Source organism: Azospirillum thiophilum (genome assembly GCF_001305595.1).
In the GTDB taxonomy this organism is placed as follows: domain Bacteria; phylum Pseudomonadota; class Alphaproteobacteria; order Azospirillales; family Azospirillaceae; genus Azospirillum; species Azospirillum thiophilum.
Genome location: NZ_CP012401.1, coordinates 1,961,682 through 1,986,975 on the forward strand (window position 1 = coordinate 1,961,682; position 25,294 = coordinate 1,986,975).

26 protein-coding genes and 1 other RNA gene are annotated in these 25,294 nt (G+C 68.4%); 20 read left to right on the forward strand and 7 right to left on the reverse strand.

The window, feature by feature from the left end; genetic code table 11:
• Nucleotides 1-206: 206 nt before the first annotated feature.
• From AL072_RS09085 to AL072_RS09105, 5 genes are all read right to left on the reverse strand, one after another.
• The gene (locus AL072_RS09085) at nt 207-1,013 is read right to left on the reverse strand and encodes a TSUP family transporter (RefSeq protein ID WP_045580604.1); all 807 of its coding nucleotides are present in this window, start codon (nt 1,011-1,013) and stop codon (nt 207-209) included.
• 83 nt (nt 1,014-1,096) lie between these two features.
• Nucleotides 1,097-1,771: a thiamine phosphate synthase gene (gene thiE / locus AL072_RS09090; protein WP_045580603.1), complete on the reverse strand. Its 675-nt coding sequence runs from the start codon at nt 1,769-1,771 to the stop codon at nt 1,097-1,099.
• Between the two features lie 3 nt (nt 1,772-1,774).
• On the reverse strand, nt 1,775-2,704 hold the full coding sequence (locus AL072_RS09095) for a class I fructose-bisphosphate aldolase (protein ID WP_045580602.1): 930 nt from the start codon (nt 2,702-2,704) through the stop codon (nt 1,775-1,777).
• A 166-nt stretch (nt 2,705-2,870) separates the two neighbouring features.
• Complete coding sequence (locus AL072_RS09100) at nt 2,871-3,116, reverse strand: hypothetical protein (RefSeq protein ID WP_245636632.1); 246 nt, start codon at nt 3,114-3,116, stop codon at nt 2,871-2,873.
• A gap of 51 nt (nt 3,117-3,167) precedes the next feature.
• On the reverse strand, nt 3,168-3,662 hold the full coding sequence (locus AL072_RS09105; RefSeq protein WP_063840335.1) for a hypothetical protein: 495 nt from the start codon (nt 3,660-3,662) through the stop codon (nt 3,168-3,170).
• Nucleotides 3,663-3,891: 229 nt separating this feature from the next.
• Between AL072_RS09105 and AL072_RS09110 the strand changes: the two genes are divergently transcribed.
• Together AL072_RS09110 and AL072_RS09115 are read left to right on the forward strand one after the other, a co-directional pair.
• Nucleotides 3,892-4,236, forward strand: a complete 345-nt coding sequence (locus tag AL072_RS09110; protein ID WP_045580600.1) for a type II toxin-antitoxin system HicB family antitoxin — start codon at nt 3,892-3,894, stop codon at nt 4,234-4,236.
• A gap of 163 nt (nt 4,237-4,399) precedes the next feature.
• Nucleotides 4,400-6,088: a methyl-accepting chemotaxis protein gene (locus tag AL072_RS09115; RefSeq protein ID WP_045580599.1), complete on the forward strand. Its 1,689-nt coding sequence runs from the start codon at nt 4,400-4,402 to the stop codon at nt 6,086-6,088.
• 61 nt (nt 6,089-6,149) lie between these two features.
• Here the strand turns inward: AL072_RS09115 and gap are convergent, their stop codons facing one another.
• A complete protein-coding gene (gap, locus tag AL072_RS09120; protein ID WP_045580598.1) occupies nt 6,150-7,157 on the reverse strand; it encodes a type I glyceraldehyde-3-phosphate dehydrogenase in 1,008 nt (335 codons plus the stop codon).
• 74 nt (nt 7,158-7,231) lie between these two features.
• A complete protein-coding gene (tkt, locus tag AL072_RS09125) occupies nt 7,232-9,226 on the reverse strand; it encodes a transketolase (protein ID WP_045580597.1) in 1,995 nt (664 codons plus the stop codon).
• Between the two features lie 581 nt (nt 9,227-9,807).
• Between tkt and AL072_RS09130 the strand changes: the two genes are divergently transcribed.
• The 18 genes from AL072_RS09130 (at nt 9,808) to ftsH (ending at nt 25,250) form a co-directional block, all read left to right on the forward strand.
• Nucleotides 9,808-10,032, forward strand: coding sequence for a hypothetical protein (locus tag AL072_RS09130; protein ID WP_045580596.1), 225 nt, complete (start codon nt 9,808-9,810; stop codon nt 10,030-10,032).
• A 4-nt stretch (nt 10,033-10,036) separates the two neighbouring features.
• Entirely contained in the window at nt 10,037-10,345 is a 309-nt protein-coding gene (locus tag AL072_RS09135) for a cell division protein ZapA (protein WP_045580595.1), read from the forward strand.
• Nucleotides 10,346-10,359: 14 nt separating this feature from the next.
• Nucleotides 10,360-10,523, forward strand: a non-coding RNA gene (gene ssrS, locus AL072_RS09140) — 6S RNA.
• Between the two features lie 41 nt (nt 10,524-10,564).
• Complete coding sequence (locus AL072_RS09145; RefSeq protein ID WP_045580594.1) at nt 10,565-11,149, forward strand: 5-formyltetrahydrofolate cyclo-ligase; 585 nt, start codon at nt 10,565-10,567, stop codon at nt 11,147-11,149.
• A 21-nt stretch (nt 11,150-11,170) separates the two neighbouring features.
• Nucleotides 11,171-12,007: a TIGR00282 family metallophosphoesterase gene (locus AL072_RS09150; protein ID WP_045580593.1), complete on the forward strand. Its 837-nt coding sequence runs from the start codon at nt 11,171-11,173 to the stop codon at nt 12,005-12,007.
• A 179-nt stretch (nt 12,008-12,186) separates the two neighbouring features.
• Nucleotides 12,187-12,939, forward strand: a complete 753-nt coding sequence (locus AL072_RS09155) for a YebC/PmpR family DNA-binding transcriptional regulator (protein ID WP_045580592.1) — start codon at nt 12,187-12,189, stop codon at nt 12,937-12,939.
• A gap of 36 nt (nt 12,940-12,975) precedes the next feature.
• Entirely contained in the window at nt 12,976-14,049 is a 1,074-nt protein-coding gene (gene ruvC, locus AL072_RS36255; RefSeq protein ID WP_425388542.1) for a crossover junction endodeoxyribonuclease RuvC, read from the forward strand.
• Nucleotides 14,046-14,672, forward strand: a complete 627-nt coding sequence (ruvA, locus tag AL072_RS09165) for a Holliday junction branch migration protein RuvA (RefSeq protein ID WP_045580590.1) — start codon at nt 14,046-14,048, stop codon at nt 14,670-14,672. The genes ruvC and ruvA overlap by 4 nt, the downstream gene beginning before the upstream one ends.
• Nucleotides 14,669-15,769 (forward strand): Holliday junction branch migration DNA helicase RuvB, encoded by a 1,101-nt coding sequence (ruvB, locus tag AL072_RS09170; RefSeq protein ID WP_045580589.1) that lies wholly within the window; start codon nt 14,669-14,671, stop codon nt 15,767-15,769. Before ruvA ends, ruvB begins: the two co-directional genes overlap by 4 nt.
• Entirely contained in the window at nt 15,762-16,256 is a 495-nt protein-coding gene (gene ybgC, locus AL072_RS09175; RefSeq protein ID WP_045580588.1) for a tol-pal system-associated acyl-CoA thioesterase, read from the forward strand. Before ruvB ends, ybgC begins: the two co-directional genes overlap by 8 nt.
• A 54-nt stretch (nt 16,257-16,310) precedes the next feature.
• Nucleotides 16,311-17,045 carry a protein TolQ gene (tolQ, locus tag AL072_RS09180; RefSeq protein WP_045580587.1) on the forward strand — a complete coding sequence of 245 codons (735 nt, stop codon included), beginning with the start codon at nt 16,311-16,313 and terminating at the stop codon, nt 17,043-17,045.
• Between the two features lie 3 nt (nt 17,046-17,048).
• A complete protein-coding gene (locus tag AL072_RS09185) occupies nt 17,049-17,531 on the forward strand; it encodes an ExbD/TolR family protein (RefSeq protein ID WP_045580586.1) in 483 nt (160 codons plus the stop codon).
• A gap of 16 nt (nt 17,532-17,547) precedes the next feature.
• Nucleotides 17,548-18,741: a hypothetical protein gene (locus AL072_RS09190; RefSeq protein ID WP_045580585.1), complete on the forward strand. Its 1,194-nt coding sequence runs from the start codon at nt 17,548-17,550 to the stop codon at nt 18,739-18,741.
• Between the two features lie 2 nt (nt 18,742-18,743).
• Complete coding sequence (gene tolB, locus AL072_RS09195; protein WP_045580584.1) at nt 18,744-20,096, forward strand: Tol-Pal system beta propeller repeat protein TolB; 1,353 nt, start codon at nt 18,744-18,746, stop codon at nt 20,094-20,096.
• A 149-nt stretch (nt 20,097-20,245) separates the two neighbouring features.
• Nucleotides 20,246-20,716 (forward strand): peptidoglycan-associated lipoprotein Pal, encoded by a 471-nt coding sequence (pal, locus tag AL072_RS09200; RefSeq protein ID WP_045582361.1) that lies wholly within the window; start codon nt 20,246-20,248, stop codon nt 20,714-20,716.
• A gap of 259 nt (nt 20,717-20,975) precedes the next feature.
• On the forward strand, nt 20,976-21,839 hold the full coding sequence (gene ybgF, locus AL072_RS09205; protein ID WP_052709891.1) for a tol-pal system protein YbgF: 864 nt from the start codon (nt 20,976-20,978) through the stop codon (nt 21,837-21,839).
• On the forward strand, nt 21,839-23,227 hold the full coding sequence (tilS, locus tag AL072_RS09210; protein WP_052710022.1) for a tRNA lysidine(34) synthetase TilS: 1,389 nt from the start codon (nt 21,839-21,841) through the stop codon (nt 23,225-23,227). Before ybgF ends, tilS begins: the two co-directional genes overlap by 1 nt.
• An 82-nt stretch (nt 23,228-23,309) precedes the next feature.
• A complete protein-coding gene (ftsH, locus tag AL072_RS09215) occupies nt 23,310-25,250 on the forward strand; it encodes an ATP-dependent zinc metalloprotease FtsH (RefSeq protein ID WP_045580583.1) in 1,941 nt (646 codons plus the stop codon).
• The last annotated feature ends 44 nt before the right edge of the window (nt 25,251-25,294 follow it).

The window sequence follows — 25,294 nt, forward strand, 5'->3', positions numbered from 1 at the left end:
ACGCTTACGTAAAGGGGCGGTCACCAGTTTTTGTTGGACGAACGAACAGTTTTGCCGGCCGGATCGGAAAGCGGAAGGCAAAAATGTGAATGGGGCGAAGTACCGCCGCCGGCCCGAAGGGGCGCTCCGGCGGTGCGTACCTTCGGCGGTCGGTCAGTGCGGCGAATTATCGCGGGCGATCGGGAAGAGCCGGCGGGCGGAGGCCGTCAGGCGATCCAGGCGACCGCGGCGGAGAACATCTGGCGCAGGATGTTCTGGTCGTCGCTCCACACCAGCTTGGCGGTGATGACGATGGAGGCGACCACCAGCATCGGCCGCACGATCCGCGCGCCGTTGCGGATCACCATGTGGGCGCCTGCCTGGGCGCCGATATACTGGGCGACGCCCATCACCAGCCCCACCGTCCACAGCACATGGCCGCCGACGATGAAGAACAGCAGCGACGCGACATTGCTGGTCAGGTTCAGCACCTTGGTATGGGCCGTCGCCTTGCGCAGGTTGTAGCCGAGCAGCGAGACGAAGGCGATGGCGAAGAAGGTGCCGGTGCCCGGCCCGAAGAAGCCGTCATAGAAGCCGATCCCGGTGCCGATGCTGAGCGCGAAGGCATGTTCGCCGATGCGCTGGTGGGCGTCGACGTCGCCGGCCTTGGGCGACAGCAGCAGATAGACGGCGATGCCGATCAGCAGGATCGGGATGACGTCGCGCAGGAAGCTGGGATCGAGCATCTGGACCAGCGTGGCGCCGGCCCCGGCCCCGACGAAGGTGCAGACGATCATCGTCCGCATCGACGAAGGGTGGACCTCGCCGCGGCGGACGAACTTGATGGTGGCGGACAATGACCCGAAGCTCGATTGCAGCTTGCCGGTCGCCAGCGCCTCGGCGGGGGACAGTCCGGCCGCCAGCAGGGCGGGGATGGTCAGCAGGCCGCCGCCGCCGGCGATGGAATCGACGAAACCGGCCAGCAGGCCGACGGCGAACAGGATGCCCAGCGACTCGGGCGTCAGAAGGTCCATGATCCTGGGAAAGTCCGCTTAAGGGTGCCGGTCGGCAGGGCCGGCATCCAGAAGACGAACCGGCAGGGCCGGCATATGTACGCTCAGCCGGCCGAACCGGCAAGCGCCGCCTCGATGGCGGCATTCAGCGCCCTGACCCCGGCAGCCGGACCTTGGGCATGGCCCCAGACCGCATTGACCACGGCCAGGAAATCGGCGCCTGCGGTGACCAGCGGCGCGCAGTTGTCGGCGGTGATGCCGCCGATCGCCACGCAGGGAACCTCCATCAGTTCCGACCACCAGCGCAGCAGCTCCGGCTCGGCCTGATACTCTGCGGTCTTGGTGGCGGTGGGGAAGAAGGCGCCGAAGGCGACATAGTCCGCCCCCTCCTCGCCGGCGAGCATGGCGAGATGGCGGCTATCATGGCAGGTGACGCCGACGATGGCATCGTTGCCGAGGATCTTGCGGGCGTCGCGATAGGGTGTGTCGGTCTGGCCGACATGCACGCCGTCGCATCCCGTCTCGCGGGCCAGCCGGGGATGGTCGTTGAGGATGAAGGCGACCTCGCGTTCCTGCGCGATGGGGCGCAGCAGGTCGCAGGCCCGGCGGATGTCGTCGTCAGAACAGTCCTTCAGACGCAGCTGGACGCAGGCGACGTCGCCGGAATCCAGCGCCTCCGTCAGAAGCGGCGCGAACGCCGCCGGCTCCAGGGCCGGCGGCGTCACGAGGTACAGTCGGCAGGCGGCAGGTTCCGCCTGCGACGGCTTTCCCTTGGCCAAGTGTTACTCCCGGCCCTGGTAGATCTTCATGATCCGGTCGAGCAGCTTGAGGGCATCCTCGCGCGGGCGCTGGAAGGCGTTGCGGCCGATGATCGAGCCGTTGCCGCCGCCGTCGCGGATGGCGCGGGCGTCCTCGAACACCGCATCCTCGCCCTTCGTGGCGCCGCCGGAGAAGACCACGATGCGGCGGCCGTTGAAGGTGCACTGCATGATGTGCTTCACCCGCTCCGCCTGGGTGGCGATCGGGATCTGCTTGGACTCGTAGATCTTCTTGGCTTCCGGCTGCTCCAGCGTGGCCGACGGCAGCTTGACCTTGATGATGTGGGCGCCCAGCAGCGCGGCCATGTGGGCGGCATAGCCGATCACGTCGATGGCCAGCTCGCCGTCCTTGGTGACGGCGCCGCCGCGCGGGTAGGACCACAGCACGGTGGCGAGGCCGTAGGACTTCGCCTCCTTCGACAGCTCGCGGAACTCCTCGTACTGGTCGTACATGCAGTCGGAGCCGGGATAGATGGTGAAGCCGATGGCCGACGCGCCGATGCGCAGAGCGTCCTGGACCGAGGCGGTCACGGCCTGGTCGGCCGCTTCCTTCTGGGTCGACAGGCTGTTGGCGCTGTTCATCTTCAGGATCAGCGGGATCGAGCCGGCGAAGGTGCCGGCACCGGCCTCGAGCGAGCCCAGGGGGGCGGCGTAGGCGTTGCAGCCGGCGTCGATGGCCAGCTGGTAGTGGTAGTGCGGGTCGTAGCCGGCGTCGTTCGGGCCGAAGCTGCGGGCCGGGCCATGCTCGAAGCCCTGGTCGACCGGCAGGATCACCAGCTTGCCGGTGCCGCCGAGCTTGCCTTCCATCAGGATGCGGGCGAGGTTCGCCTTGGTGCCGGGATTGTCGCTCTCGTAATTGGCGAGAATGTCTTTGACGCGGCGCGTGAGCTTCATTGTGGCTCTTCCCCTGGGGCATTCTTGGAAATGGCGCCGTCTTAGCCCGTATTCGGCCATTTTGCAACGGCGGGAGGGGCATAAAGCGGCCATTTGCCACGCCTGAACGGCCTAGGGCCTGCGGCCGGCGGCAGCCCGACCGGGTGATTTCCGCTGGCCGAACGGGTTAAGGCAGAAGAGACCCGACCACCGCATAGAGCCCATAGCCGGCGCCGCCCAGCACCGCCCAGGACGCCGCGGTCAGCCCGACCCAGACGGCCACCAGCCGAAGGCCGCGCATCTTTTCCGATCCGGGCTCCGGATCGGCCGGGTGGCGCCCCGTCCGGCCATCCGGCCGGTGGAGTCCGGCCTGTCCCGAATAGCGGGGCTGCGCAATCGTCTTCTCCGGCGGGGTCAGGCTGGTGATGCTCATGGGCAGTTCGTCCGACATCGGAGGGAGGAGGCGCGTGTCACAAAAATATCGTTAGGTGAATTTACACCACCTTTGCGCGGCAGCGCTGTGCGAAAAAGCGGTAGTCCCGGGCTGACCTTGGCTCCCGGACAGCCAGTCGCGGCATAGGGCCTCCCTTGCGGAACGGCGGCGAAGCCCCTGACCTTCGGCCAGGCCGCAGGCGCCGAGGTCGAGCAACGGCGGGCAGCAGGTCAGCAGCGTCGCCCCGCCGGCCGCGGCGATGGCCGCCAGCCGCTCGGCCAGATCGGCGCGCCCGGTGAACAGCAGCTGCGGCACGCCGGCGGCCAGCGCACCCTGCGCCTCCCCGGCGCGGTCGCCGCAATCGAGCAGCGCGGCGACCTCCAGTCGCGGATGGGCACGCCGCACCCGCTCCAGCAGCTCCAGCAGCCACAGCGCGCCGCAACCCTCCGGCGCCATCAGCGTCAGCGGCACCGCAAGCGCATCGGCGGCGGCGGCGGCGGCCAGCGCGTCATCGAGGTCGCGGATCAGGATCGGGTAGGGCGGCATGGGCGGGATCATCGGTTGACGGACGGGCAGGGCGGGCAGAGGCGCAGTCTAGCGCCGGCCGCAGCACAACCGGAACCGGCGATTCAGCGGCCCGCCGGCCAACCGGTTGAGAGAATTGAGGCAGGTCAAACCCTGCGATCGCGCTCCCGGTATATGGTCGGTCATATCGGACACGGCCTGTGCATGCCGGTGTCCGTTTCATGGGAATAGCTCCCTCGGGATTGCCGCGATGATGGAATACAAGGGTTACAAGGCCCAGATCGACTTCGACAACGACGAAGGCGTCTTTGTCGGCGAGGTCATCAACACCCACGACGGCATCACCTTTTCCGGCCGGTCTGTGGACGAGTTGCAGGAGTCTTTCCGCCGTGCGGTGGATGATTACCTCGATCTCTCCTGCGACATGGGGGGGGAGGGGGAGCAGCCCTTCTCCGGACGCCTTGCCATCCGCATAAACCCGATCCTGCACCGAGCGCTTGCCGACTGTGCGGCGCGCGAAGGGAAGAGCCTGTCCGCCTGGATCGCCGAATGCCTGGGCCGCGCCGCCGGCGTGATGGATGCGAAGGCCCGGTGAGCCGTCGCAGAATGCGATGCCGAATGCGGATGCCGCCCCGACGGATTGGCGGAATGGCAAGCCGTCCGTGTGTTTGATCGTTGCGCGGCCGTAACGCCGCCGGCTCCTTCGATTGGCATCGTCCTTGCTGCATGATCCCTGAACGATAAGGGGGATTGCCGCAATGAACGGACCGAAGATGACCTTGCGGGCCAGGCTGTGGGCGCTTGTGGCGCTGGCAGGCGCCGTGTCCATCGCGCTTGCCGCTTCGGCCCTGTGGCTCAACCAGCGCAGCATGCTGGAGGATCGGAAGGAGACCCTGCGCTCCGTCGTGCAGACAGCCCATGGGCTGGCGACCGGGTACGAGGCAGAGGTCAAGGCGGGACGCCTGACGCGCGAGCAGGCGTTCGAGCGGTTCAAGGCGAACGTCAACACCATGTTCTACAACGGCAAGGATTACATCTTCGCCCAGAACATGACCTACCAGACCATCATCCATCCGGTCCGGCCCGACGTGATCGGCAAGGACCAGCGCGACAACAAGGATTCGAACGGCGTGTACTTCGTCCGTGCGCTGGTCGACACCGCGCGGAACCAGGGCGAAGGATTCATCGAATACATGTATCCCAAGCCGAACACCGAGCTGCCGCTGCCCAAGCTCAGCTACGTCAAGATGTTCGAGCCCTGGCAAATGACGATCGGCACCGGCGTCTATATCGACGATCTCGACGCCCGCTTCACCAGCAGTCTTTGGACCATGGCGGCCATCGTCGGCGGCCTGGCCCTGCCGGTGGTGGTCCTGATCGCGCTGGTCGGCAACTCGATCAGCCGGCGGATCCGGCGTCTGTCGGACAGCATGCGGTCCCTGGCGGACGGCAACCTGTCGGTCGCCGTTCCTGAACTCGACCGCCGGGACGAGTTGGGCGACATGGGCCGCGCGGTGCAGGTCTTCAAGGAGAACGCCGACGCCCGCCGCCGCCTGGAGACCGAGCAGGCCGACGCCGTCCGCCGCGCCGAGGACGACAGGCGGCGCTCCATGGACCAGTTGGCCGCCCGCTTCGAGGGAACGGTGGGAGGCATGGTCCGCTCGGTGACGACGACGACCGGCGCGCTGGAGCAGAAGGTGCGGGCGATGTCGGAGGCCGCCGAACAGACCAGCCGGCTCGCCGGGGTCATGGCGACCGCCAGCACCGATACGGCGGCCAATGTGCAGACCGTCGCCGCTGCGTCGCAGCAGTTGTCCGGCTCCATCGTCGAGATCGGGCAGCAGGTGTCGGAGGCCAGCCGCGTCGCGACCGACGCCGTCGGGATGGCCCAGGAGGCAACTGGCCGCATCGGCAGCCTGGCCCAGGCGGTGGACAGGATCGGCGCCGTCGTCGGGCTGATCAACAACATCGCCGGACAGACCAACCTGCTGGCGCTCAACGCGACGATCGAGGCGGCGCGGGCCGGCGAGGCGGGCAAGGGCTTTGCCGTGGTGGCGAGCGAGGTGAAGGCGCTCGCCAACCAGACGGCCAAGGCGACCGACGAGATCGGCGGCCAGATGAGCGGCATACAGGCCGTGACCGGTCAGGCGGTGATGGAGATCCAGAAGGTCTCGGCGGTCATCGAACGGCTGAGCGCCATCGCCACCGCCATCTCCGCCGCCGTGGAGCAGCAGAACGCTGCCACCGCCGAGATCGCCCGCTCGGTCCAGCAGGCGGCGGCCGGGACGGGGGAGGTGTCGTCCAGCATCTCCGGCGTCACCGCGGCGTCCGACGAGAGCGGCCGTACCGCGCGCGAACTGACCCAGGCGTTGGCCGGGCTGTCCAAGGAGGCGGCCGGCCTGACCGCGCAGGTCGGCGACTTCCTGGCGACCGTGCGGGCGGCGTAAGGGGATAAACAAAAAAGGCGCCTTCCCGGGGGAAGGCGCCTTTTTCATGCCGGAGCGTAGATTACTTCGCGTTCGCCATGGCGACGGCGGTGTCGCTCATGCGGTTGGAGAAGCCCCACTCGTTGTCGTACCAGGTCATGATTCGGACGAAGTTGCCGTCGATGACCTTGGTCTCGTTCAGCGCGAAGATCGAGCTGTGCGGGTCGTGGTTGAAGTCGGTCGAAACCAGATCCTCGGTGTACGCTTCCAGCACACCCTTCAGCGGGCCGTTGGCGGCGTCGTTGATCGCCTTGGTGATCTCTTCGACCGAGGTGGCGCGCTTGGAGGTGAACTTGAAGTCGACGACCGACACGTTCGGGGTCGGCACGCGCATGGCGGTGCCGTCCAGCTTGCCCTTCAGTTCCGGCATGACCTTGCCGACCGCCTTGGCCGCACCGGTCGAGGTCGGGATCATGTTCAGGGCCGCGGCGCGAGCGCGGTGCAGGTCCTTGTGGTTGGTGTCGACGATCCGCTGGTCACCCGTGTAGGAGTGGATCGTCGTCATGAAGCCCTTCTCGATGCCCACCAGATTGTGGAGCACATGGGCGACCGGAGCCAGGCAGTTGGTGGTGCAGGACGCGTTCGAGACGATCTTGTGCTCGGCCGTCAGCTTGTCGTGGTTGACGCCGTAGACGACGGTGATGTCCTCGTCGGTCGCCGGGGCGGAGATCAGCACCTTCTCGGCGCCGGCTTCCAGATGCTTGGCGGCGTCGGCGCGCTTGGTGAAGATGCCCGAGCATTCCATGGCGATCTGGACACCCAGATCCTTCCACGGCAGCTTGGCCGGGTCACGCTCCTGCACGACCTTGATGGAGTGGCCGTTGACGATCAGGACGCCGTCGCCCGTCTCGATGGTGCCGGGGAAGCGGCCGTGGACGCTGTCGTACTTCAGCAGGTGCGCGTTGGCGTGCAAGTCGGCCAGGTCGTTGATCGCCACCACCTCGACGTCCTTGCGGCCGCTCTCGTAGATGGCGCGCAGAACCAGACGGCCGATGCGGCCAAAACCGTTGATCGCTACCCGTACAGCCATGACTTCCTCCAGTTTGGATACGGGACGCCCGGGATGGGCGGGGCGTCCCTTCGGCTTCTCTCAGAGACGCGCCCTTACAGACGGGCTTTGACGGCGTCCACGACCGCTTCGGCGGTGATGCCGAAGTGCTTGTACAGCTCCTGGTAGGGCGCCGACTCGCCGAAACCGGCCATGCCGACGAAGGCGCCCTTGTCGCCCAGCCAGCGGTCCCAGCCCAGCCGGATCGCCGCCTCGACGCCGACGCGCACGCCGGTGCCCAGCACCGACGCCTTGTACGCATCGTCCTGGCGGGCGAACAGTTCCCAACTCGGCATGGACACAACGGCGGTGCCGATGCCCTGCTCCTGCAGCGCCTTGCGGGCCTCCATCGCCAGCGACACTTCCGAGCCGGTGGCGAGGAGGGTCGCCTTGCGCCCGCCCTCGGCCTCGGCCATGACATAGGCGCCGCGGGCGGACAGGTTCTCAGGCGTATGCTCGGTGCGCAGCGTCGGCACGTTCTGGCGGGTCAACGCCAGCACCGACGGGGCGCCGGTGGCCTCCAGCGCGATCTGCCAGCACTCGGCGGTCTCGACCGCGTCGGCCGGACGCAGAACCAACAGGTTGGGGATGGCGCGCAACGCCGCCAGATGCTCGACCGGCTGGTGGGTCGGACCGTCCTCGCCCAGCCCGATCGAATCGTGGGTCATCACGAAGACCGTGCGCTGCTTCATCAGCGCGGCGAGGCGGATCGCCGGACGGCAATAGTCGGCGAACTGCATGAAGGTGCCGCCGTAGGGGATGACGCCGCCATGCAGCGTCATGCCGTTCATCAGCGTCGCCATGCCGTGCTCGCGCACGCCGTAGCGGACGTAGCGGCCGGCGAACTCGCCCTTGCCCTTCACGTCGGCGGTGTTCTTGACCTTGGTGTTGTTCGACGGGGTCAGGTCGGCGGAGCCGCCGATCAGCTCGTGGATCGCCGGGACCAGGACTTCCAGCGTGTTGCCCGAGGCGACGCGGGTCGCCCAGCTCGGCTTGTCGGCGCTGACCTTCTCCTTGAAGGCGACGATGGTGTCGGCCAGGGCGCTGGGCACGCCGCGGCCGAAGGCCTCGTCGAACGCCTTGCCGGCGGCCTCGGTAATGGTCGCGCGACGGCTGCTCCAGGCGCTGTAGGCGTCGGCGCTGCGGGTGCCCGCGGCGCGCCACGCCGACAGCACCTCGTCGGGAACGACGAAGGGCTCATGGGTCCAGCCGATGGCGGCGCGGGTCGCGGCGACCTCGTCGGCGCCCAGCGGCGAGCCGTGGCAGCCATGGGTGTTGGCCTTGTTCGGCGCACCCTTGCCGATGATGGTGCGGCAGGCGATCAGCGTCGGCTTGTCGGTGGAGGTCCGCGCCTGGGCGATGGCCTTCGACACCGCGTCGGTGTCGTGGCCGTCGACGGCGATGGTGTTCCAGCCGTAGGAGCGGAAGCGCGCCTGGGTGTCGTCGGTGAAGCTGAGGTCGGTCGAGCCGTCGATGGAGATGTGGTTGTCGTCCCACAGCACGATCAGGCGGTTCAGCCCGAGATGGCCGGCCAGCGAGCAGGCCTCGTGGCTGACGCCCTCCATCAGGTCGCCGTCGGACGCGATGACGTAGGTGTAATGGTCGATCAGCTCGTCGCCGAAGCGGGCGTTGGTGATCCGCTCCGCCAGCGCCATGCCGACCGCGGTGGAGACGCCCTGGCCCAGCGGGCCAGTGGTCATCTCGATGCCGAGGCTGGGGTCGACTTCCGGATGGCCGGGGGTCAGGCTGCCCAGCTGGCGGAAGCGCTTGATCTCGTCGATGGTCATCCGCTCGTAGCCGGTCAGATAGGCCAGCGAGTAGAGCAGCATCGAGCCATGGCCGGCCGACAGCACGAAACGGTCGCGGTCGGGCCAGGCCGGGTTCTTCGGATCGAACTTCAGGTGCTGGGTGAACAGGACCGTGGCGACGTCGGCCATGCCCATCGGCATGCCCGGGTGGCCGGACTTCGCGGCCTCGACCGCGTCCATGGAGAGCGCGCGGATCGCGCTGGCCATCATGTGGAGGGAGGGCTGGGCGGAGGCAGCGGACATCTGGCGATTCCTGAAGGGGCGGGTGCGCGGTGCGGCGTCGGCAACATTGGTCGCGCGGGTCACCCTTTGGGCGCCGCGAAACGGGCGCACCATGCAGAACCGCCGTCCGCAGGTCAACATGGGAATGGGATAGGCGCGGGCATGGCTGGGAGAGCGCGAGGGGATGACACGCCCGAGATGGCGCATACACTCATGGCGAGAAATTGCAGAACAAACAATCAGGAATGAAGGAAACTGTTTCCCCGTCCTTCACGAACCGATGGGTGTCGAGCATCCAAGCCACAGGCAGTCCCGACAACCGGCGGAAAACGCGACAGGGCCGGTGAGGTGGAGGGGAACGAGTGCGGCGTCAACATGGAGAATCTGGAACGGGCGGACGAGGTCCACGAGGTCGGGGTGCCGTTCGGAATGGAGGGTGAGCGTCCTGGAAACCGTCCGGTTGCAGGCGGGCTGCGGCGTCCCGTCCAGGGCCGTCGCGGCGAATGACGGTTGACGCCACGCCGCCGGCTGCCCAACTCTAGCTGGACCGGTCGGCGACGATCCGGCGCATCGTCATGGCAGAACAAGGGCCCTCTTTGCCCATGGACATTCTGAAAGCCGCAATCGACCGCCTCGGCCGGGCCGTGGAGCGGCTGGATCATGCGGCCGCCGCCCGTGAGGAGCGGGTCGGCCGGCGCGAGCAGGAGCTGGCGCAGGCGCTGGAGACGGCGCGGGCCGAGCGGGCGACTGCCCAGGCGACGGCGGAGGCGGTGTCCCAGCGGCTGGAGGTCGCCATCGCCCGCCTGCAACATGTGTTGGAGAGCTGACGCCATGCCCCAGGTCGACATCGAGGTGAACGGCCGCCTCTACCGGATGCTGTGCGAGGACGGGCAGGAGGCGCGGCTGCGCGAATTGGCGGCCTATGTCGACGAGCGCCTGCGCCGGCTGACCGGTGGCGGCCGCAGCGGCTCGGAAACGCAGATGATGCTGATGACCTGCCTGGTGCTGGCCGACGAGTTGCAGGACGTGCTGTCCGGCAAGGGCATCGCGCCCGCGATCGACGAGGCCGCGGTCGCCGGCGCGCTCGATCATGTCGCAAAACGCATAGAAGAGGTTGCCGCGCGGCTCGAGCGCGCCTAGATTGGTGCGTGGAAGGACCGCTGCCTGGTTCGACAGGCCGCAATAATCCCCAGGGCCGATAACCTTGATCTCTAGGGAGCTGTCCCTGTCCGGCCCATCGGGCCGGGTACATGGCGCCCACCTGCTCATGCAGGCCATGGAGGATAGGCATATGGTCACCGGCCGAGGCGGCCCCTTCCACCCTTTTCCTTTCGTTCCCGTCCGCAAGCCCCATCCGCGATGACAGATCCGCAAGCCAAGGACGCCGCCCGACGCGAGGCGCGCGCCCGGCGCGACGCCATCGCAGACTCCGACCGCGTCGCCGCCGCAGCATCGGTTCGCGACCGCATCGCCGAGCTTGGGCGGGACGGGCACCTGCCGCAGGGCGCGGCCGGCGGTTACTGGCCGCTCGGTTCGGAACTCGACGCGCGGCCGGCTTTGCTCCATCTTGGACAGCTCGGATACCCGGTCTCCCTGCCGGTGTCGGGTCCGCGCGGCACCGCGCTGGCCTTCCGCGATTGGGATTCCGACGGGCCGATGACGGTCGGACGCTATGGCATCCACGAGCCGCCGGAGGGCCGCGCGCTGCTGCGCCCGTCGCTGCTGCTGGTGCCGCTGCTCGCCTTCGACCGCGGCGGCCACCGGCTGGGCTATGGCGCCGGCTATTACGACCGGACGCTCGACATGCTGCGGGAGGAGGGGGCGGTGCTGGCGGTCGGCGTCGCCTTTGCCGCGCAGGAGATGCCGGCGGTTCCGGCCGACGGCCACGACGAGCGGCTGGACTGGATCGTCACGGAGCGCGAGACGCTTCGGATACGCAAATAGGTTTCAGGAGCAAGGGCGGCGATGCGGATTCTGTTTTTCGGCGACGTGGTGGGCCGGGCCGGGCGCGATGCGGTGATCGCCCACATGCCGGCGCTGCGCGAGCGGCTCGACCCCGACCTGACCGTGGTCAACGGCGAGAATTCGGCCGGCGGCTATGGCGTGACGGTCAAGCTCGCCGAGGAGTTCTTCGCCGCCGGCATCGACGTCGTCACGCTGGGCAACCACACCTGGGACCAGAAGGAACTGGTCGGCACCATCGAGCAGCAGCCGCGCATCATCCGGCCGCTGAACTATCCGGAAGGCACGCCCGGCCGCGGCTTCGTCCTGCTGCAGGCGCGCGGCGGGCGTAAGGTGCTGGTGGTCAACGTCCTGCTGCGCCTGTTCATGGAGCCGATGGACGACCCCTTCGCCGCGGTCGACCGGGTGCTGAAGGCGCATCGGCTCGGGGCCGGCCAGGGAGCGGGTGGCGTCGATGCCGTGCTGATCGACATGCATGGCGAGGCGACCAGCGAGAAGATGATCATGGGCCATTTCTGCGACGGTCGCGCCTCGCTGGTGGTCGGCACCCACAGCCATGTGCCGACCGCCGACCACATGGTCCTGCCGAAGGGCACCGCCTACCAGTCGGACGCCGGCATGTGCGGCGACTATGACAGCGCCATCGGCATGAAGAAGGAGATCGCGCTGGCCAAGATGGTGCGCAAGCTGCCGACCGAGCGGCTGACGCCGGCGGAAGGCGAGGGCACCGTCTGCGGCTGCTATGTCGAGACCGACGACCGAACGGGACTGGCTGTCCGTATCGAACCGTTGCGCGTCGGCGGCCGGCTGAGCCAGACCTTGCCGGAACGCATGCAGTAGCCGGCCGGACGGCGTGAGGCGCGCTGACGCAGACGCCGCACTCTCGCCATATTGACTTTCTAATCCCGTGGGTGTCGTCTCCCGCGCCGAAGAGGTGCGGTGGGGCGGCAGACCTGTTACATGTGTCGTGCGCTCACCCCGCCGATCGCTCAAATTCCGTTTCGAGGCTCGTTCGACCCATGGCCGGTCATTCCCAGTTCAAGAACATCATGCACCGCAAGGGTGCGCAGGACGCCAAGCGGTCCAAGATCTTCAACAAGCTCGCCCGCGAGATCACCGTCGCCGCCAAGAGCGGCCTGCCGGACCCGGCGGCCAACCCGCGCCTGCGTGCCGCCATCCTGGCCGGCCGCGCGCAGAACATGCCGCGCGACCGCATCGACCGTGCCATCAAGCAGGGCACGCCCGGCGGCGGCGACGACGCCAACTATGAAGAGGTGCGGTACGAGGGCTACGGCCCCGGCGGCGTCGCCCTGATCGTCGAGGCGCTGACCGACAACCGCAACCGCACCGCCGCGGAAGTGCGTTCCAGCTTCACCAAGTATGGCGGCAGCCTGGGCGAGACCAATTCGGTCAGCTTCATGTTCAGCCGCATCGGCGCCATCTACTACCCGGCGGCCGCGGCGGATGCCGACGCCGTGTTCGAGGCAGCGCTGGAAGCCGGTGCCGACAACGTCGAATCCGACGAGAACGGCCATGAGGTGACGAGCACGGTGGAGAATTTCGGCGCTGTCCGCGACGCGCTGGAGGCCAAGTTCGGCGGTGCGGAGAGCGCGCGCCTGACCTGGCGTCCGCTGAACACCGTCGCGCCCTCCGAGGATGCCGCGGCCAGCCTGCTGAAGCTGCTGGACGTACTCGAGGACAACGACGACGTCCAGGTGGTCGAGGGCAACTTCGACATCTCCGACGAGCTGATGCAGAAGCTGACTGCGTGATCTGGACGCTGGTCTTGCAGGCGGAGAGCGGGTGCCGTGTTTGCGCGGGCCGGACGGCGGAATGATGCGGCGGGGGCTTCGCCGGTGCGGCTGCTGGGGATCGACCCCGGCCTGCGCCACACCGGCTGGGGCATCATCGACGTGGCGGGCAACCGCCTGACCCACGTCGCCGACGGCGCGGTGCATTCCGACGACTCGTGTCCTCTGGCCGAGCGGCTGGTGCAACTGCACGACGCCCTGTCGGCGGTGGTCGAGCGCTACGGCCCCGACGAGGCGGCGGTGGAGGAGACCTTCGTCAACAGCAACGCGGTCTCCACGCTGAAGCTGGGGCAGGCCCGCGCCGTGGCCCTGCTGGTGCCGGCCCAGGCCGGGCTGGCGGTGGCGGAATACGCCAACAACATGGTCAAGAAGGCGGTGGTCGGGCAGGGCCGCGCGGAGAAGGCGCAGGTCCAGACGATGGTGCGCCTGCTGCTGCCCGGCTGCGAGATCGGCAGCCCAGACGCCGCCGACGCGCTGGCCGTGGCGATCTGCCACGCGCACCACCGCGCCAGCTGGCAGATGTGGCGGAAGAATGCCGAACCGTCGCGGAATTCCCTCTCCCCCCCGGGGAGAGGGCAGGGTGAGGGGGATGCACCCCGTTCCTTGAAACGTCCGGCAAGCGCTTCCCCCTCACCCCGACCCTCTCCCCGGGGGGGAGAGGGGAATATGGCGCGGGTTGCGCAGGCAAAGCCCACTGATTACTTAACCGAGCGCGCGCGCGATCTGCGGATGAACGCCACCGATGTGGAAAAAATCATCTGGCAGCGGCTGCGCAATGCCCAGCTTGGCGCGAAATTCCGGCGGCAGGAGCCGATCCTGGGCTTCGTTGCCGATTTCGTCGCCCATGACCATCGCCTGATCGTCGAACTGGACGGCGGCCAGCATGCAGAACAGCGCGCCTCCCATGACGAGCGGCGCACGCGCATGCTGGAGCAGGCCGGCTTCCGCATCCTGCGCTTCTGGAACACAGACGTGATCGACAATCTCGACGGCGTGCTGGAAACCATTCGGGCGCGCCTTGCCGAAACCCCCATTCTTCGCAGCCAGCCTTCCGGCCGGGAGTTCCCATGATCGCCAAGCTGACCGGCATCGTCGATTCCACCGGCACCGACTGGGTCGTGCTCGACGTGAACGGTGTCGGCTACCTGCTGTCCTGCTCCAACCGCACCCTGTCGCGCATGGCGGTGGGCGAGCGGCTGTCGCTGGTGGTCGAAACCTTCATCCGCGAGGAACGCATCGTCCTGCACGGCTTCGGCGACCAGGCGGAGCGGGACTGGTTCAAGCTGCTGACCACCATCCAGGGCGTCGGCGCCCGGCTGGCGCTGTCGATCCTCGGCGTGCTCGACCCCGACCAGCTGACCCGCGCCATCGCCGCGCAGGACAAGACCGCGCTGGTGCGGGCCGACGGCGTCGGGCCGAAGGTGGCGGCGCGCATCCTGAACGAACTCAAGGACAAGGTCGGCAATCTGGCGCTCGGCCCCGCGGCAAGTGCGGGCGCGCCGGCCGGCAAGGGCGCCCCCGCCGCCGCTCCGGGCCCCGGCCCGGCGCTGGCCGATGCGGTGTCGGCACTGGTCAATCTCGGCTACGGCCGGTCCGAGGCCTTCGGCGCGGTCGTAGCCGCCGGGCGTGTGCTTGGCGATGATGCCGGCGTGTCCGATCTGATCCGCCAGGGACTCAAGGAACTGAGCCAATGAGCGACCCCAACCACGACCGCCAAGGGGACAGGCTGGTCCAGCCCGGCCAGGGCACCGGCGACTCGGCCGAGTCGTCGATCCGCCCGCTGACGCTCGCCGAGTTCATCGGCCAGCGCCAGGCGCGCGAGAACCTGTCGATCTTCATCCAGGCCGCCCGTTCCCGCAACGAGGCGCTCGACCATGTGCTGCTGTTCGGTCCGCCGGGACTGGGCAAGACCACGCTGGCCCAGATCGTCGCGCGCGAGCTGGGGGTCGGCTTCCGCGCCACCTCCGGGCCGGTCATCGCGCGGGCCGGCGACCTCGCCGCGCTGCTGACCAACCTGCAGCCGCACGACGTCCTCTTCATCGACGAGATTCATCGCCTTAATCCCGCCGTGGAAGAGGTGCTCTATCCCGCCATGGAGGATTTCCAGCTCGACCTCATCATCGGCGAAGGCCCCTCGGCACGGTCCATCCGGATCGACCTGCCGCCCTTCACGCTGGTCGGCGCGACGACGCGCAGCGGCCTGATCACGCGCCCGTTGCGCGAACGCTTCGGCATTCCCGTCCGCCTGCAATTCTACGAACCGGACGAGTTGGAGCTGATCGTGCGCCGCGCCGCCGGCGTGCTCGGCATGGGCATCACGCCGGAGGGGGCGCGCGAGATCGCCAACCGGGCGCGTGGCACGCCCCGCGTGTCGGGCCGGCTGCTGCGCCGGGTGCGTGATTTCGCCGCGGTCGCCGGCGTGGAGGAGGTCGACAAGCGGGTCGCCGACGCGGCATTGACCCGGCTGGAGGTCGACCGGCTGGGGCTGGACAGCATGGACCGCCGCTATCTGGGGCTGGTCGCCGCCAACTATGGCGGCGGGCCGGTCGGGGTGGAGACGCTGGGCGCGGCGCTGGGCGAGCAGCGCGACGTGCTGGAGGAGGTGGTCGAACCCTACCTGATCCAGCAGGGCTTCCTGCAGCGGACGCCGCGCGGGCGCATGCTGACCGACCAGGGCTTCCGCTATCTCGGCCTCAACCCGCCGAGCGCGCCGATCCGGCAGCTCGACCTGCTCGACCGGATTCCGGACGCAGCCGAGGGCGATGCCACCGGAGGCGATGTCGATGACTGACGCCGTGCCGACCGCGGCGCCGTCCCTCTCCGGCTGGTTCGCGGCGGACGGCACCCACCGTTACCCGCTGCGGGTCTATTATGAGGACACCGACGCCGGCGGCATCGTCTACCACGCCAACTACCTGCGCTTCGCCGAGCGGGCGCGGACGGAGATGCTCACCCTGATGGGCTTCCGTCAGGCGGAAATGGCGGCCGGTTCGGGCGATGTCACAGGTGTGTCATTTGCGGTACGGCGCCTGACCATCGATTTTGACGCGCCTGCCAAGCTGGAGGACACGCTTGAAGTCGAAACCCGAATGGTCGATATCCGCGGTGCCTCCTTCGCAGTTGCACAAGCCATCCGCCGCGACGGTCGCGTGCTGGCGCGCGCCGACCTGCAGCTGGTGACCATCAACCGGGCCGGTCGGGCCGTGCGCCTACCCGAACCGGTGCGCACGGCGATGGAGACACTGCATGCCAAGCAAAACTCTCTACAGCCCGCCTGACCCCTCTTCCCGCCTCTACCCCGTGCCAACTGCGCAAACGCGAGACTGACTGCGATGGACGCCCTGCAAACCGCCCAACTGGCCGGCAACGCCGCCGCCACGACGGCACATGAGATCACCATCCTCGGCCTTTTCTGGCAGGCGGATGCGATCGTCAAGATCGTGATGCTGATGCTCGTCGTCGCCTCGATCTGGTGCTGGGCGATCATCATCGAGAAGCTGATGCGCATCCGCCGCCTGAACGCCCAGGCCGACTCCTTCGAGGAGGCGTTCTGGTCCGGCGGGTCGCTCGATGCGCTGTACGACCGCATCGGCCAGACGCCGGCCGACCCGATGGCCGCCACCTTCGCCGCCGGCATGCGCGAGTGGCGCCACGCCGCCGACCGCGGCATCGGCGGCACGATGAAAAGCTCGCTGCAGCAGCGGGTGGAGCGGGTGATGGCGGTGACCATCGGCCGCGAGATGGCGCGGGCCGAGCGCTATATGACCTTCCTGGCCTCGGTCGGCTCGACCGCCCCCTTCATCGGCCTGTTCGGCACGGTGTGGGGCATCATGAACTCTTTCACCTCGATCGCCGGGTCGGGCAACACCAGCCTCGCCGTGGTGGCGCCCGGCATCGCCGAGGCGCTGTTCGCCACCGCCATGGGCCTGCTGGCCGCCATCCCGGCGGTGCTGTCCTACAACAAGTTTTCCACCGACCTCGGCCGCTACGCCGACCGGCTGGACACCTTCTCGGGCGAGTTCTCGGCGATCCTGTCCCGCCACCTCGAGGAGCGGGGAGCCGCCTGAACCATGGCCGGACAACTCGCAGGCAAAACCCACGGGCGCGGAAAGCGCCGGGGCTATCGCGCGATGGCCGAGATCAACATGACGCCGTTCATCGACGTCATGCTGGTCCTGCTGATCGTCTTCATGGTCGCCGCCCCGATGCTGACCGTCGGGGTGCCGGTCGACCTGCCCAAGACCAACGCCGCTCCGCTGGAGCAGCAGAAGGATCCGCTGTTCGTCACCGTGCAGACCGACGGCCGCGTCTTCGTGCAGGAGACGCCGGTTGAGCTGGCGAATATGGTGCCGCTGCTGATCGCGGTGACCAACAACAACCCCGAGGCCCGCATCCTGGTCCGTGGCGACGCCAAGATCGCCTACGGCAAGATGCTGGAGGTGATGGGCACGATGAGCGCCGCCGGCTTCAAGAAGGTCGGGCTGGTCGCCGAGATGCCGAACGGTCCGGCCGCGCCGAGCGCGCGGGTCGGCGCGCCCAAACCGGCGCGTTGAGGCGGGCGGAACTCCCATGCGCAAGCCCCTGATCGCCTCGGCGGTGCTGCACGTCGCGCTGGTCGCGCTGATGGTGCTCGGCCTGCCGCCCAGCGATCGCAAGCTCGAAGTGACGGCCTCGATCCCGATCGAGATCGTCGACATCGGCGAGATCACCCAGGCCGCCCGCGTCGAAAAGGGCGAACCGAAGCCGGCCAGCGCCGCGGCCCGCCCTCCCATGCCCGAGGCGAAACCGGCGCCACCGGCCCCCGAGCCGCCGGACGAGGAGGACGAACCGCCTCCGCCGCCCCCGCCGCCGACCAGGACTCCGGAGCCGCCGAAGGTCGCCCAGGTGCCGCCGCCCCCGCGCGAGCCGACGCCGCCGCCCAAGCCGACCCCGGCGCCCCCTCCACCTCCGCCGCCACCCCCTCCGCCGGATCCGGCGCCCTCGCCGACTCCGAAACCGCCCGAGCCGCCGAAGCCGGAACCGCCCAAACCGGAGCCGCCGAAGCACGAGCCGAAGCCTGAGCCTCCCAAGCCCGAACCGCCCAAGGTCGAGCCCAAGAAGCCCGAGCCTCCCAAGCCCGAGCCGCCGAAACCGGAACCGCCCAAGGCGGAGCCGAAGAAGCCGGAGCCGGCCAAGGAGGTCGCCAAGGCCGAGCCGCCCAAGGCCGAGCCCAAGAAGCCCGATGCCCCCGCCAAGCAGCCGGAGAAGCCGGCGGCCAAGACCGACCCTTTGTCCGACCTGCTGTCGAACGTCGGGAAGATCAAGCCGTCGGACAATCCGAAGGCTGACGGCAAGGCATCGGCCAGCGCCAACAGCGATGCCAAGCCCAGCCAGAAGACCGCATCCGCGGCTCCGGCCGGGGCGGCAAAGGCGACGAACGGCCCCGAACGGCCGTTCAAGCCGTCGGGCCGGGCGCTGGACGCGATCCGCGGGCAGCTCAGCAAGAACTGGAACTTCGACAGCGGCCGCAAGGACGCCGGCTCGATGCAGATCGAGATCCATGTGGAGGTCGGACGCGACCACAGCGTGGTGCGCGCCTGGATCGACGACAAGTACCGGTCGCGCTACATGAGCGATGCCGCCTTCCGCGCGTCGGCCGATGCCGCCGTGCGTGCGGTCAAGCGCTCCAGCCCGCTGGAACTGCTGGCCAGCGAGTTCACGGCCCAGACCTATGAGGATTGGCGCTTCATCGTGTTCAATTTCGACCCGAGGGACATGTTCTGACCATGACGACGAAGACCAGGCTTCTGATGAAGCTGGCCGGGGCCACCGGCGCGCTTCTCCTCTCCCTCGGCGTTGCCGCTCCGCAGGAGGCGCGCGCCGAGTTGCGCATCGACATCACGCGGGGCGTGTCCGAGCCGCTCCCCATCGCGATCACCAGCTTTGCCGGATCGGGCGGGCGTGACGCGCAGATGGGCGCCGACATCTCCAAGGTCATCTCCGACGACCTGGAGCGCTCCGGCCTGTTCAAGCCGCTCGACCCGCGCGGTTTCCTGCAGACGCCGGACCAGCTGCGCACCGGCGAACCGCGCTATCAGGACTGGAAGGCGCTGGGCGCCCAGGCGCTGGTCGCCGGCAACACCACGACCGGCGGCGACGGCCGCATGAAGGTCGATTTCCGCCTGTGGGACGTCGCCGCCGGCCAGTACATGCAGGGGCTGAGCTACAGCGCCTCGCCGCAGGAATGGCGCCGCATCGCCCACATCGTCGCCGACGCCATCTACAAGCGCCTGACCGGCGAGGACGGCTATTTCGACACGCGCATCGTCTATGTGGCCGAATCCGGCCCGGCGAACGTGCGCAAGAAGCAGCTGGCCATCATGGACCAGGACAGCGCCAACCATCAGTTCCTGACCGACGGCCAGACGCTGGTCCTGACGCCGCGCTTCTCGCCGACGTCGCAGGAGATCACGTACATGTCGTACTTCAACAAGAAGCCGCGCGTGTACCTGTTCAACATCGACACCGGCCGCCAGGAGGTGCTGGGCGACTTCCCCGGCATGACCTTCGCTCCGCGCTTCTCGCCGGACGGCAACAAGGTCATCATGTCGATGGCCCAGAACGGCAACACCGACATCTACACGCTGGACCTGCGCACCCGCCGGCAGACCCAGCTGACCGACGCGCCGGGCATCGACACCGGCCCCAGCTATTCGCCGGACGGCCAGCGGATCGTCTTCGAGTCGGACCGCGGCGGCACGCAGCAGCTCTACACCATGAGCGCCAACGGGTCGGGCGTGAAGCGGCTGACCTTCGGCGAGGGCCGCTACGGGACGCCGGTCTGGTCGCCGCGCGGTGATCTGATCGCCTTCACGCGCCAACGGGGTAGCAGCTTTGCAATCGGCGTAGTCCGTCCGGATGGGACGGGGGAACGGATCCTGACCGAAGCCTTCCACGTCGAAGGGCCGACCTGGGCACCCAACGGCCGCGTCCTCATGTTCTTCAAGGACTTGCCGTCGGGCGACGGTCGCGGCCGCAATGCAAAGCTGTACAGCATCGACATCACCGGCGCCAACGAACGCCGAGTCAGCACGCCCGTCGACGGATCGGATCCGGCGTGGTCGCCCTTGATTCCCTAGTGGAGTAGTCCTATTTTGCGGCAGCGCGGGAGCAATGCTCAAGACAAAGGTCGGATGTCGTCTTTTCGTCGGGGCTTGGCGGAAAGAAGCGGTTCCCGTGCAGACAAGAACCGGCCAATCAACGAGTGTCGTTCAAGGGGTCCCTGAACATGCGTATGAAGTTCCTCGCTCTCGCCGCGGTCGCTCTGCTCGCCGCTTGCGAATCCACGCCGAACGACGCCGCCAACGGCGCCAACACCGGTGCCCAGCAGTCGTCGGTCCGTCCGGGCTCGGCGGAAGATTTCGTCGTCAACGTCGGCGATCGCGTCTTCTTCGGTCTCGACCGCTTCGACCTGTCGCCGGAGGCCCGCGCCACGCTGGACCGTCAGGCCAAGTGGCTGCAGACCTACGGTTCGGTCACCGTCACCGTCGAGGGCCATGCCGACGAGCGCGGCACCCGCGAGTACAACCTCGCCCTGGGTGAGCGCCGCGCCAACTCGGTGAAGAACTACCTGGCCGCCAAGGGCATCCCCGCCAACCGCGTCAATGTCGTGTCCTACGGCAAGGAGCGTCCGGCGGTGGTCGGCTCGAACGAGGCCGCCTGGTCGCAGAACCGCCGTGGCGTGACCGTCGTCAACTGACGCCGGTCCCCGCCTCAGGGGGATTGGAATGGGCGCCGCCGCCGGGCAACCGGTGCGGCGCCTTTTCTTTTGGCCCGGGTCTTTTGGCCCGGGTCTTTTGGTCGGCTGGTTGTTGGCGGGCGCGCGCGAGTTCTGCTAAACAGCCGCCATCGCCTCGCCTCTTTCGTTTCCTACGGTCGCCGTGGGCAGGGCTTCGGCCCGCTTCCGGCCCCGATCTCTCCTAAGGTCTCTCCCAGATCTCTCCCAGGATCCCACGCGCATGACCCACATCCGTCCCGTCGCCGCCTTGATGCTGGGCAGCCTGCTCGCGGCAAGCCCGGCTTTTGCCCAGTCGAAGAGCCAGATCGACCGCCTGCACTCGCTGGAAACCCAGGTTGCGGCGCTTGGTGGCGCGGCATCCGGCGGTCCGGTGGAGGTGGCGCAGCTGTCGCCGTCCGTGGCTGCCGATTTCGAGATCCGGCTGCAGAATCTGGAACGGGTCATGTCGGATCTGACCGGCAAGTACGAGGAATCGACCTACCAGATCTCCCAGCTGCGCGAGCGGCTGGAGAAGGTGAACGCCGACATCGATTTCCGCCTGAAGGAGCTGGAGAAGGGCGGCGGCGCCATGGGAGGGGCGATGGGCGGCGCGATGTCCGATTCGGCCCCGCCCAAGGCCGTGAAGACAGAGGACAGGAAGCCAGCCGACAAGCCGGCGCAGAGCGCGGCGGCCAATCCGCCCTCCACCGCCGGACTATCGCCGGAAAAGCAGTATGAGCAGGCCTTCGAGCTGCTGCGCAATTCCGACTATGACCGGGCAGAGAAGGCGTTGCAGGAGTTCATCGTCAAGAACAAGAGCCATGCCTATGCCGGCAACGCGCAGTACTGGCTGGGCGAGAGCTATTACGTCCGCAACAAGTTCCCGGAAGCGGCCCAGGCGTTCGCCGAGGTGCTGTCGAAGTACCGCAGCAACCCGAAGGCGGCCGACAGCCTGCTGAAGCTGGGCATGACCCTGCAGCAGCTGAACAAGAAGTCGGACGCCTGCACCGCCTTCGGCCAGCTGCTGAGCAAATTCCCCGAGGCATCGGCCAGCGTGAAGCGCCGCGCCGACACCGAGCGCAAGCGCATCAATTGCCCGGCCTGATGGCCGGAGCGCCATCCGGTCGCGACGACGACCGCCCGATCGAGTCGGGCGAGTTCGACCGCGCGATGACTTTTCCGGGGGCCTTTCCGGAAGCGGCACGGGGCGGGTTCGAGCCGGCTCCGGCGGTCGCGGTCGGCCTGTCCGGCGGTGGCGACAGCTTGGCGCTGGTCCTGTTGCTGCGCCGCTGGATCGCCGGGCGCGGCGGCAGCCTGCTGGCGCTGACGGTCGACCATGGCCTGCGGCCCGATTCGGGGGCGGAGGCGGAGGCGGTCGGCCGGACGATGGCCCGGCTCGGCGTGCCCCACCGCATCCTGCGCTGGGAAGGGGAGAAGCCCGTCGCCGGGCTGCAGGCGGCGGCGCGGGAGGCCCGGCACCGCCTGCTCGCCGAGGTCTGCGTCGATGCCGGGATCCTGCATCTGGCGCTCGCCCATCACCAGGACGATCAGGCGGAGACCGTGCTGTTGCGGCTGGCCCGCGGCTCCGGCATCGACGGGCTGGCCGGGATGGCACCGGTGCGCGCCGAGGGCGCGGTGCGGGTGATCCGGCCGCTGCTGGGCTTTTCCCATGACCGGCTGCTGGCGACCTGCCGTGCCGAGGGGCTGGACTGGGTCGAGGATCCCTCCAACCGCAATCCCCGCTTCGCCCGTGCCCGGCTGCGCGCCGTCCGTGAATCGCTGGCGGGGGAGGGGCTGGACCGCGACCGCCTGTGCGAGGTCGCCCGCCGTGCCGGCCGGGCGCGCGCCGCGCTGGAGCAGGCGACCGCCGCACTGCTGGCGGAGGTCGCGACCCTGCACCCCGAAGGCTGGTTGACGCTGGCGCCTGGACCGCTGCTGGCCGCGCCGGAGGAGATCGCGTTGCGGCTGCTGGCCCGCGCGCTCTCGGCCATCGGCGCCCCGACGCATCCCATTCGCGACGAGGCGGTCGAGCGACTTCTCGGCGCCTTGGCCGCAGGGCAGGGCGGCACGCTCGCCGGCTGCACGGTGCGGATGCGGCGCGGCATGGTGATGATCGCGCGCGAGCCGGCCGCGGCGGTCGAACGCCTGACGGTGCCGCCCGGCGGGCGGGTCCGTTGGGACCGGCGTTTCAACCTTCGGCTGTCTCCGCTCCGCCAACACCCCGTCACAGTCGCGGCGCTTGGGGCCGTCGGCTGGCGAGACTGGGCGGGCCGACAGCCTGCCGGATGCGTGCCCGAACTGCCCGCCCCGGTGCGGGATTCGCTGCCAAGCCTTTGGTCGGGAAGCGAACTGCTTGCATTGCCGACGTTTGGCGGCGCATACGGGTTTGACGCGGATGGACAGCACCCGATGGATCGCGCGACCTTCGTTCCGCTTTTGTCGTTGGGAAGACCAGCTTTTACGGTTGTTTCGGACCGGGGCGGCATTATTTAATCTGGGAACGTGCCCGTAGGAGACCGGGGTGCGGCCTTGTCGGCGCACCGCATGGCGATGGGTTCGCAGAAAGGCGTGTGACGTGAACAATTTCGGCAAGAACCTCGCGCTCTGGATCATCATAGGGCTGCTGCTCGTGGCCCTGTTCAATCTGTTCCAGAGTTCCTCCACCCGCAGCCCGCAGACGACCGTTCCGTTCAGCGAGCTTCTCGCCGAAGTGGATCGGGGCCAGGTCGCCGACGTGACGATCAAAGGCAACCAGGTCTCCGGCCATTTCACCGACGGCCGCTCCTTCAGCACCTATGTCCCGCCCGAAGCGGGCCTGGTGGAGCGCCTGACCAACAAGAACGTCCGGATCAATGCGGTCCCCGACGACAGCAACGTGCCGTCGCTGTTCTCGGTGCTGCTGTCCTGGTTCCCGATGCTGCTGCTGATCGGCGTCTGGATCTTCTTCATGCGCCAGATGCAGTCCGGCGGCGGCAAGGCGATGGGCTTCGGCAAGTCGCGTGCCCGCCTGCTGACCGAGAAGGTCGGGCGCGTGACCTTCGACGACGTCGCCGGCATCGACGAGGCCAAGCAGGAGCTGACGGAAATCGTCGAGTTCCTGAAGGATCCGCAGAAGTTCCAGCGGCTGGGCGGCAAGATCCCGAAGGGCTGCCTGCTCGTCGGCCCTCCCGGCACCGGCAAGACGCTGACCGCGCGCGCCGTCGCCGGCGAGGCCAACGTGCCGTTCTTCACCATCTCCGGTTCGGACTTCGTCGAGATGTTCGTCGGCGTCGGCGCGAGCCGTGTCCGCGACATGTTCGAACAGGGCAAGAAGAACGCCCCCTGCATCATCTTCATCGACGAGATCGACGCGGTCGGCCGCCATCGCGGTGCCGGCCTGGGCGGCGGCAACGATGAGCGTGAGCAGACCCTCAACCAGTTGCTGGTCGAGATGGACGGCTTCGAGGCGAACGAGGGCGTGATCCTCATCGCCGCGACCAACCGTCCGGACGTGCTCGACCCCGCGCTGCTGCGTCCGGGCCGCTTCGACCGTCAGGTCGTGGTGCCGAACCCCGACGTGCTGGGCCGCGAGAAGATCCTCAAGGTCCACATGCGCAAGGTGCCGCTGTCTCCGGACGTCGACGCCAAGGTCATCGCCCGCGGCACCCCCGGCTTCTCCGGCGCCGACCTGGCCAACCTGGTCAACGAGGCGGCGCTGCTTGCGGCCCGCATCGGCAAGCGCGTCGTCGGCATGAGCGAGTTCGAGAACGCGAAGGACAAGGTCATGATGGGTGCGGAACGCCGCTCCATGGTCATGACCGAGGACGAGAAGAAGCTGACCGCCTACCATGAGGCCGGCCACGCGATCTGCGCCATCCATTGCGCCGACAGCGATCCGGTCCACAAGGCCACCATCATCCCGCGCGGTCGTGCGCTGGGCATGGTGATGCGCCTGCCGGAAGGCGACCGCATCAGCCTGTCGCAGGCCAAGCTGCTGGCCGACCTGTGCGTCGCCATGGGCGGCCGCATCGCCGAGGAGCTGATCTTCGGCAAGGATCGGGTGACGACCGGTGCGTCGGGCGACATCAAGATGGCGACCGAGATGTCGCGCCGCATGGTGACCGAGTGGGGCATGAGCGACAAGCTCGGTCCGCTGCTGTACGGCGAGCCGACGCAAGAGGTGTTCCTGGGCCATTCGGTGACCCAGCACAAGAACATGTCCGACCGCACCGCCCAACTGGTCGACGAGGAAATCCGCCGCATCGTCGACGAGAGCTACGACCGCGCCCGGGTGATCCTGACCGAGAACATCGACCAGCTCCACACCCTGGCCAAGGGACTGCTGGAGTATGAGACGCTGAGCGGCGACGAGATCAACCGTCTGCTGCGCGGCGAGCCGATCCTGCGCGACGACGACCGTGACAGCATTTCCGCCGTCCCGCCGCGTCCGACCACCGGCAGCGGCCGCCGCTCCTCCGTCCCGCCCAGCAGCGGGCAGGAAGGCAGCGGCATGGGTCCGGAGCCGCAGGGCACCTGATCCAGCGGGTTGTAAAAAGAAGAAGGGCGGCGCTGCAAGGCGCC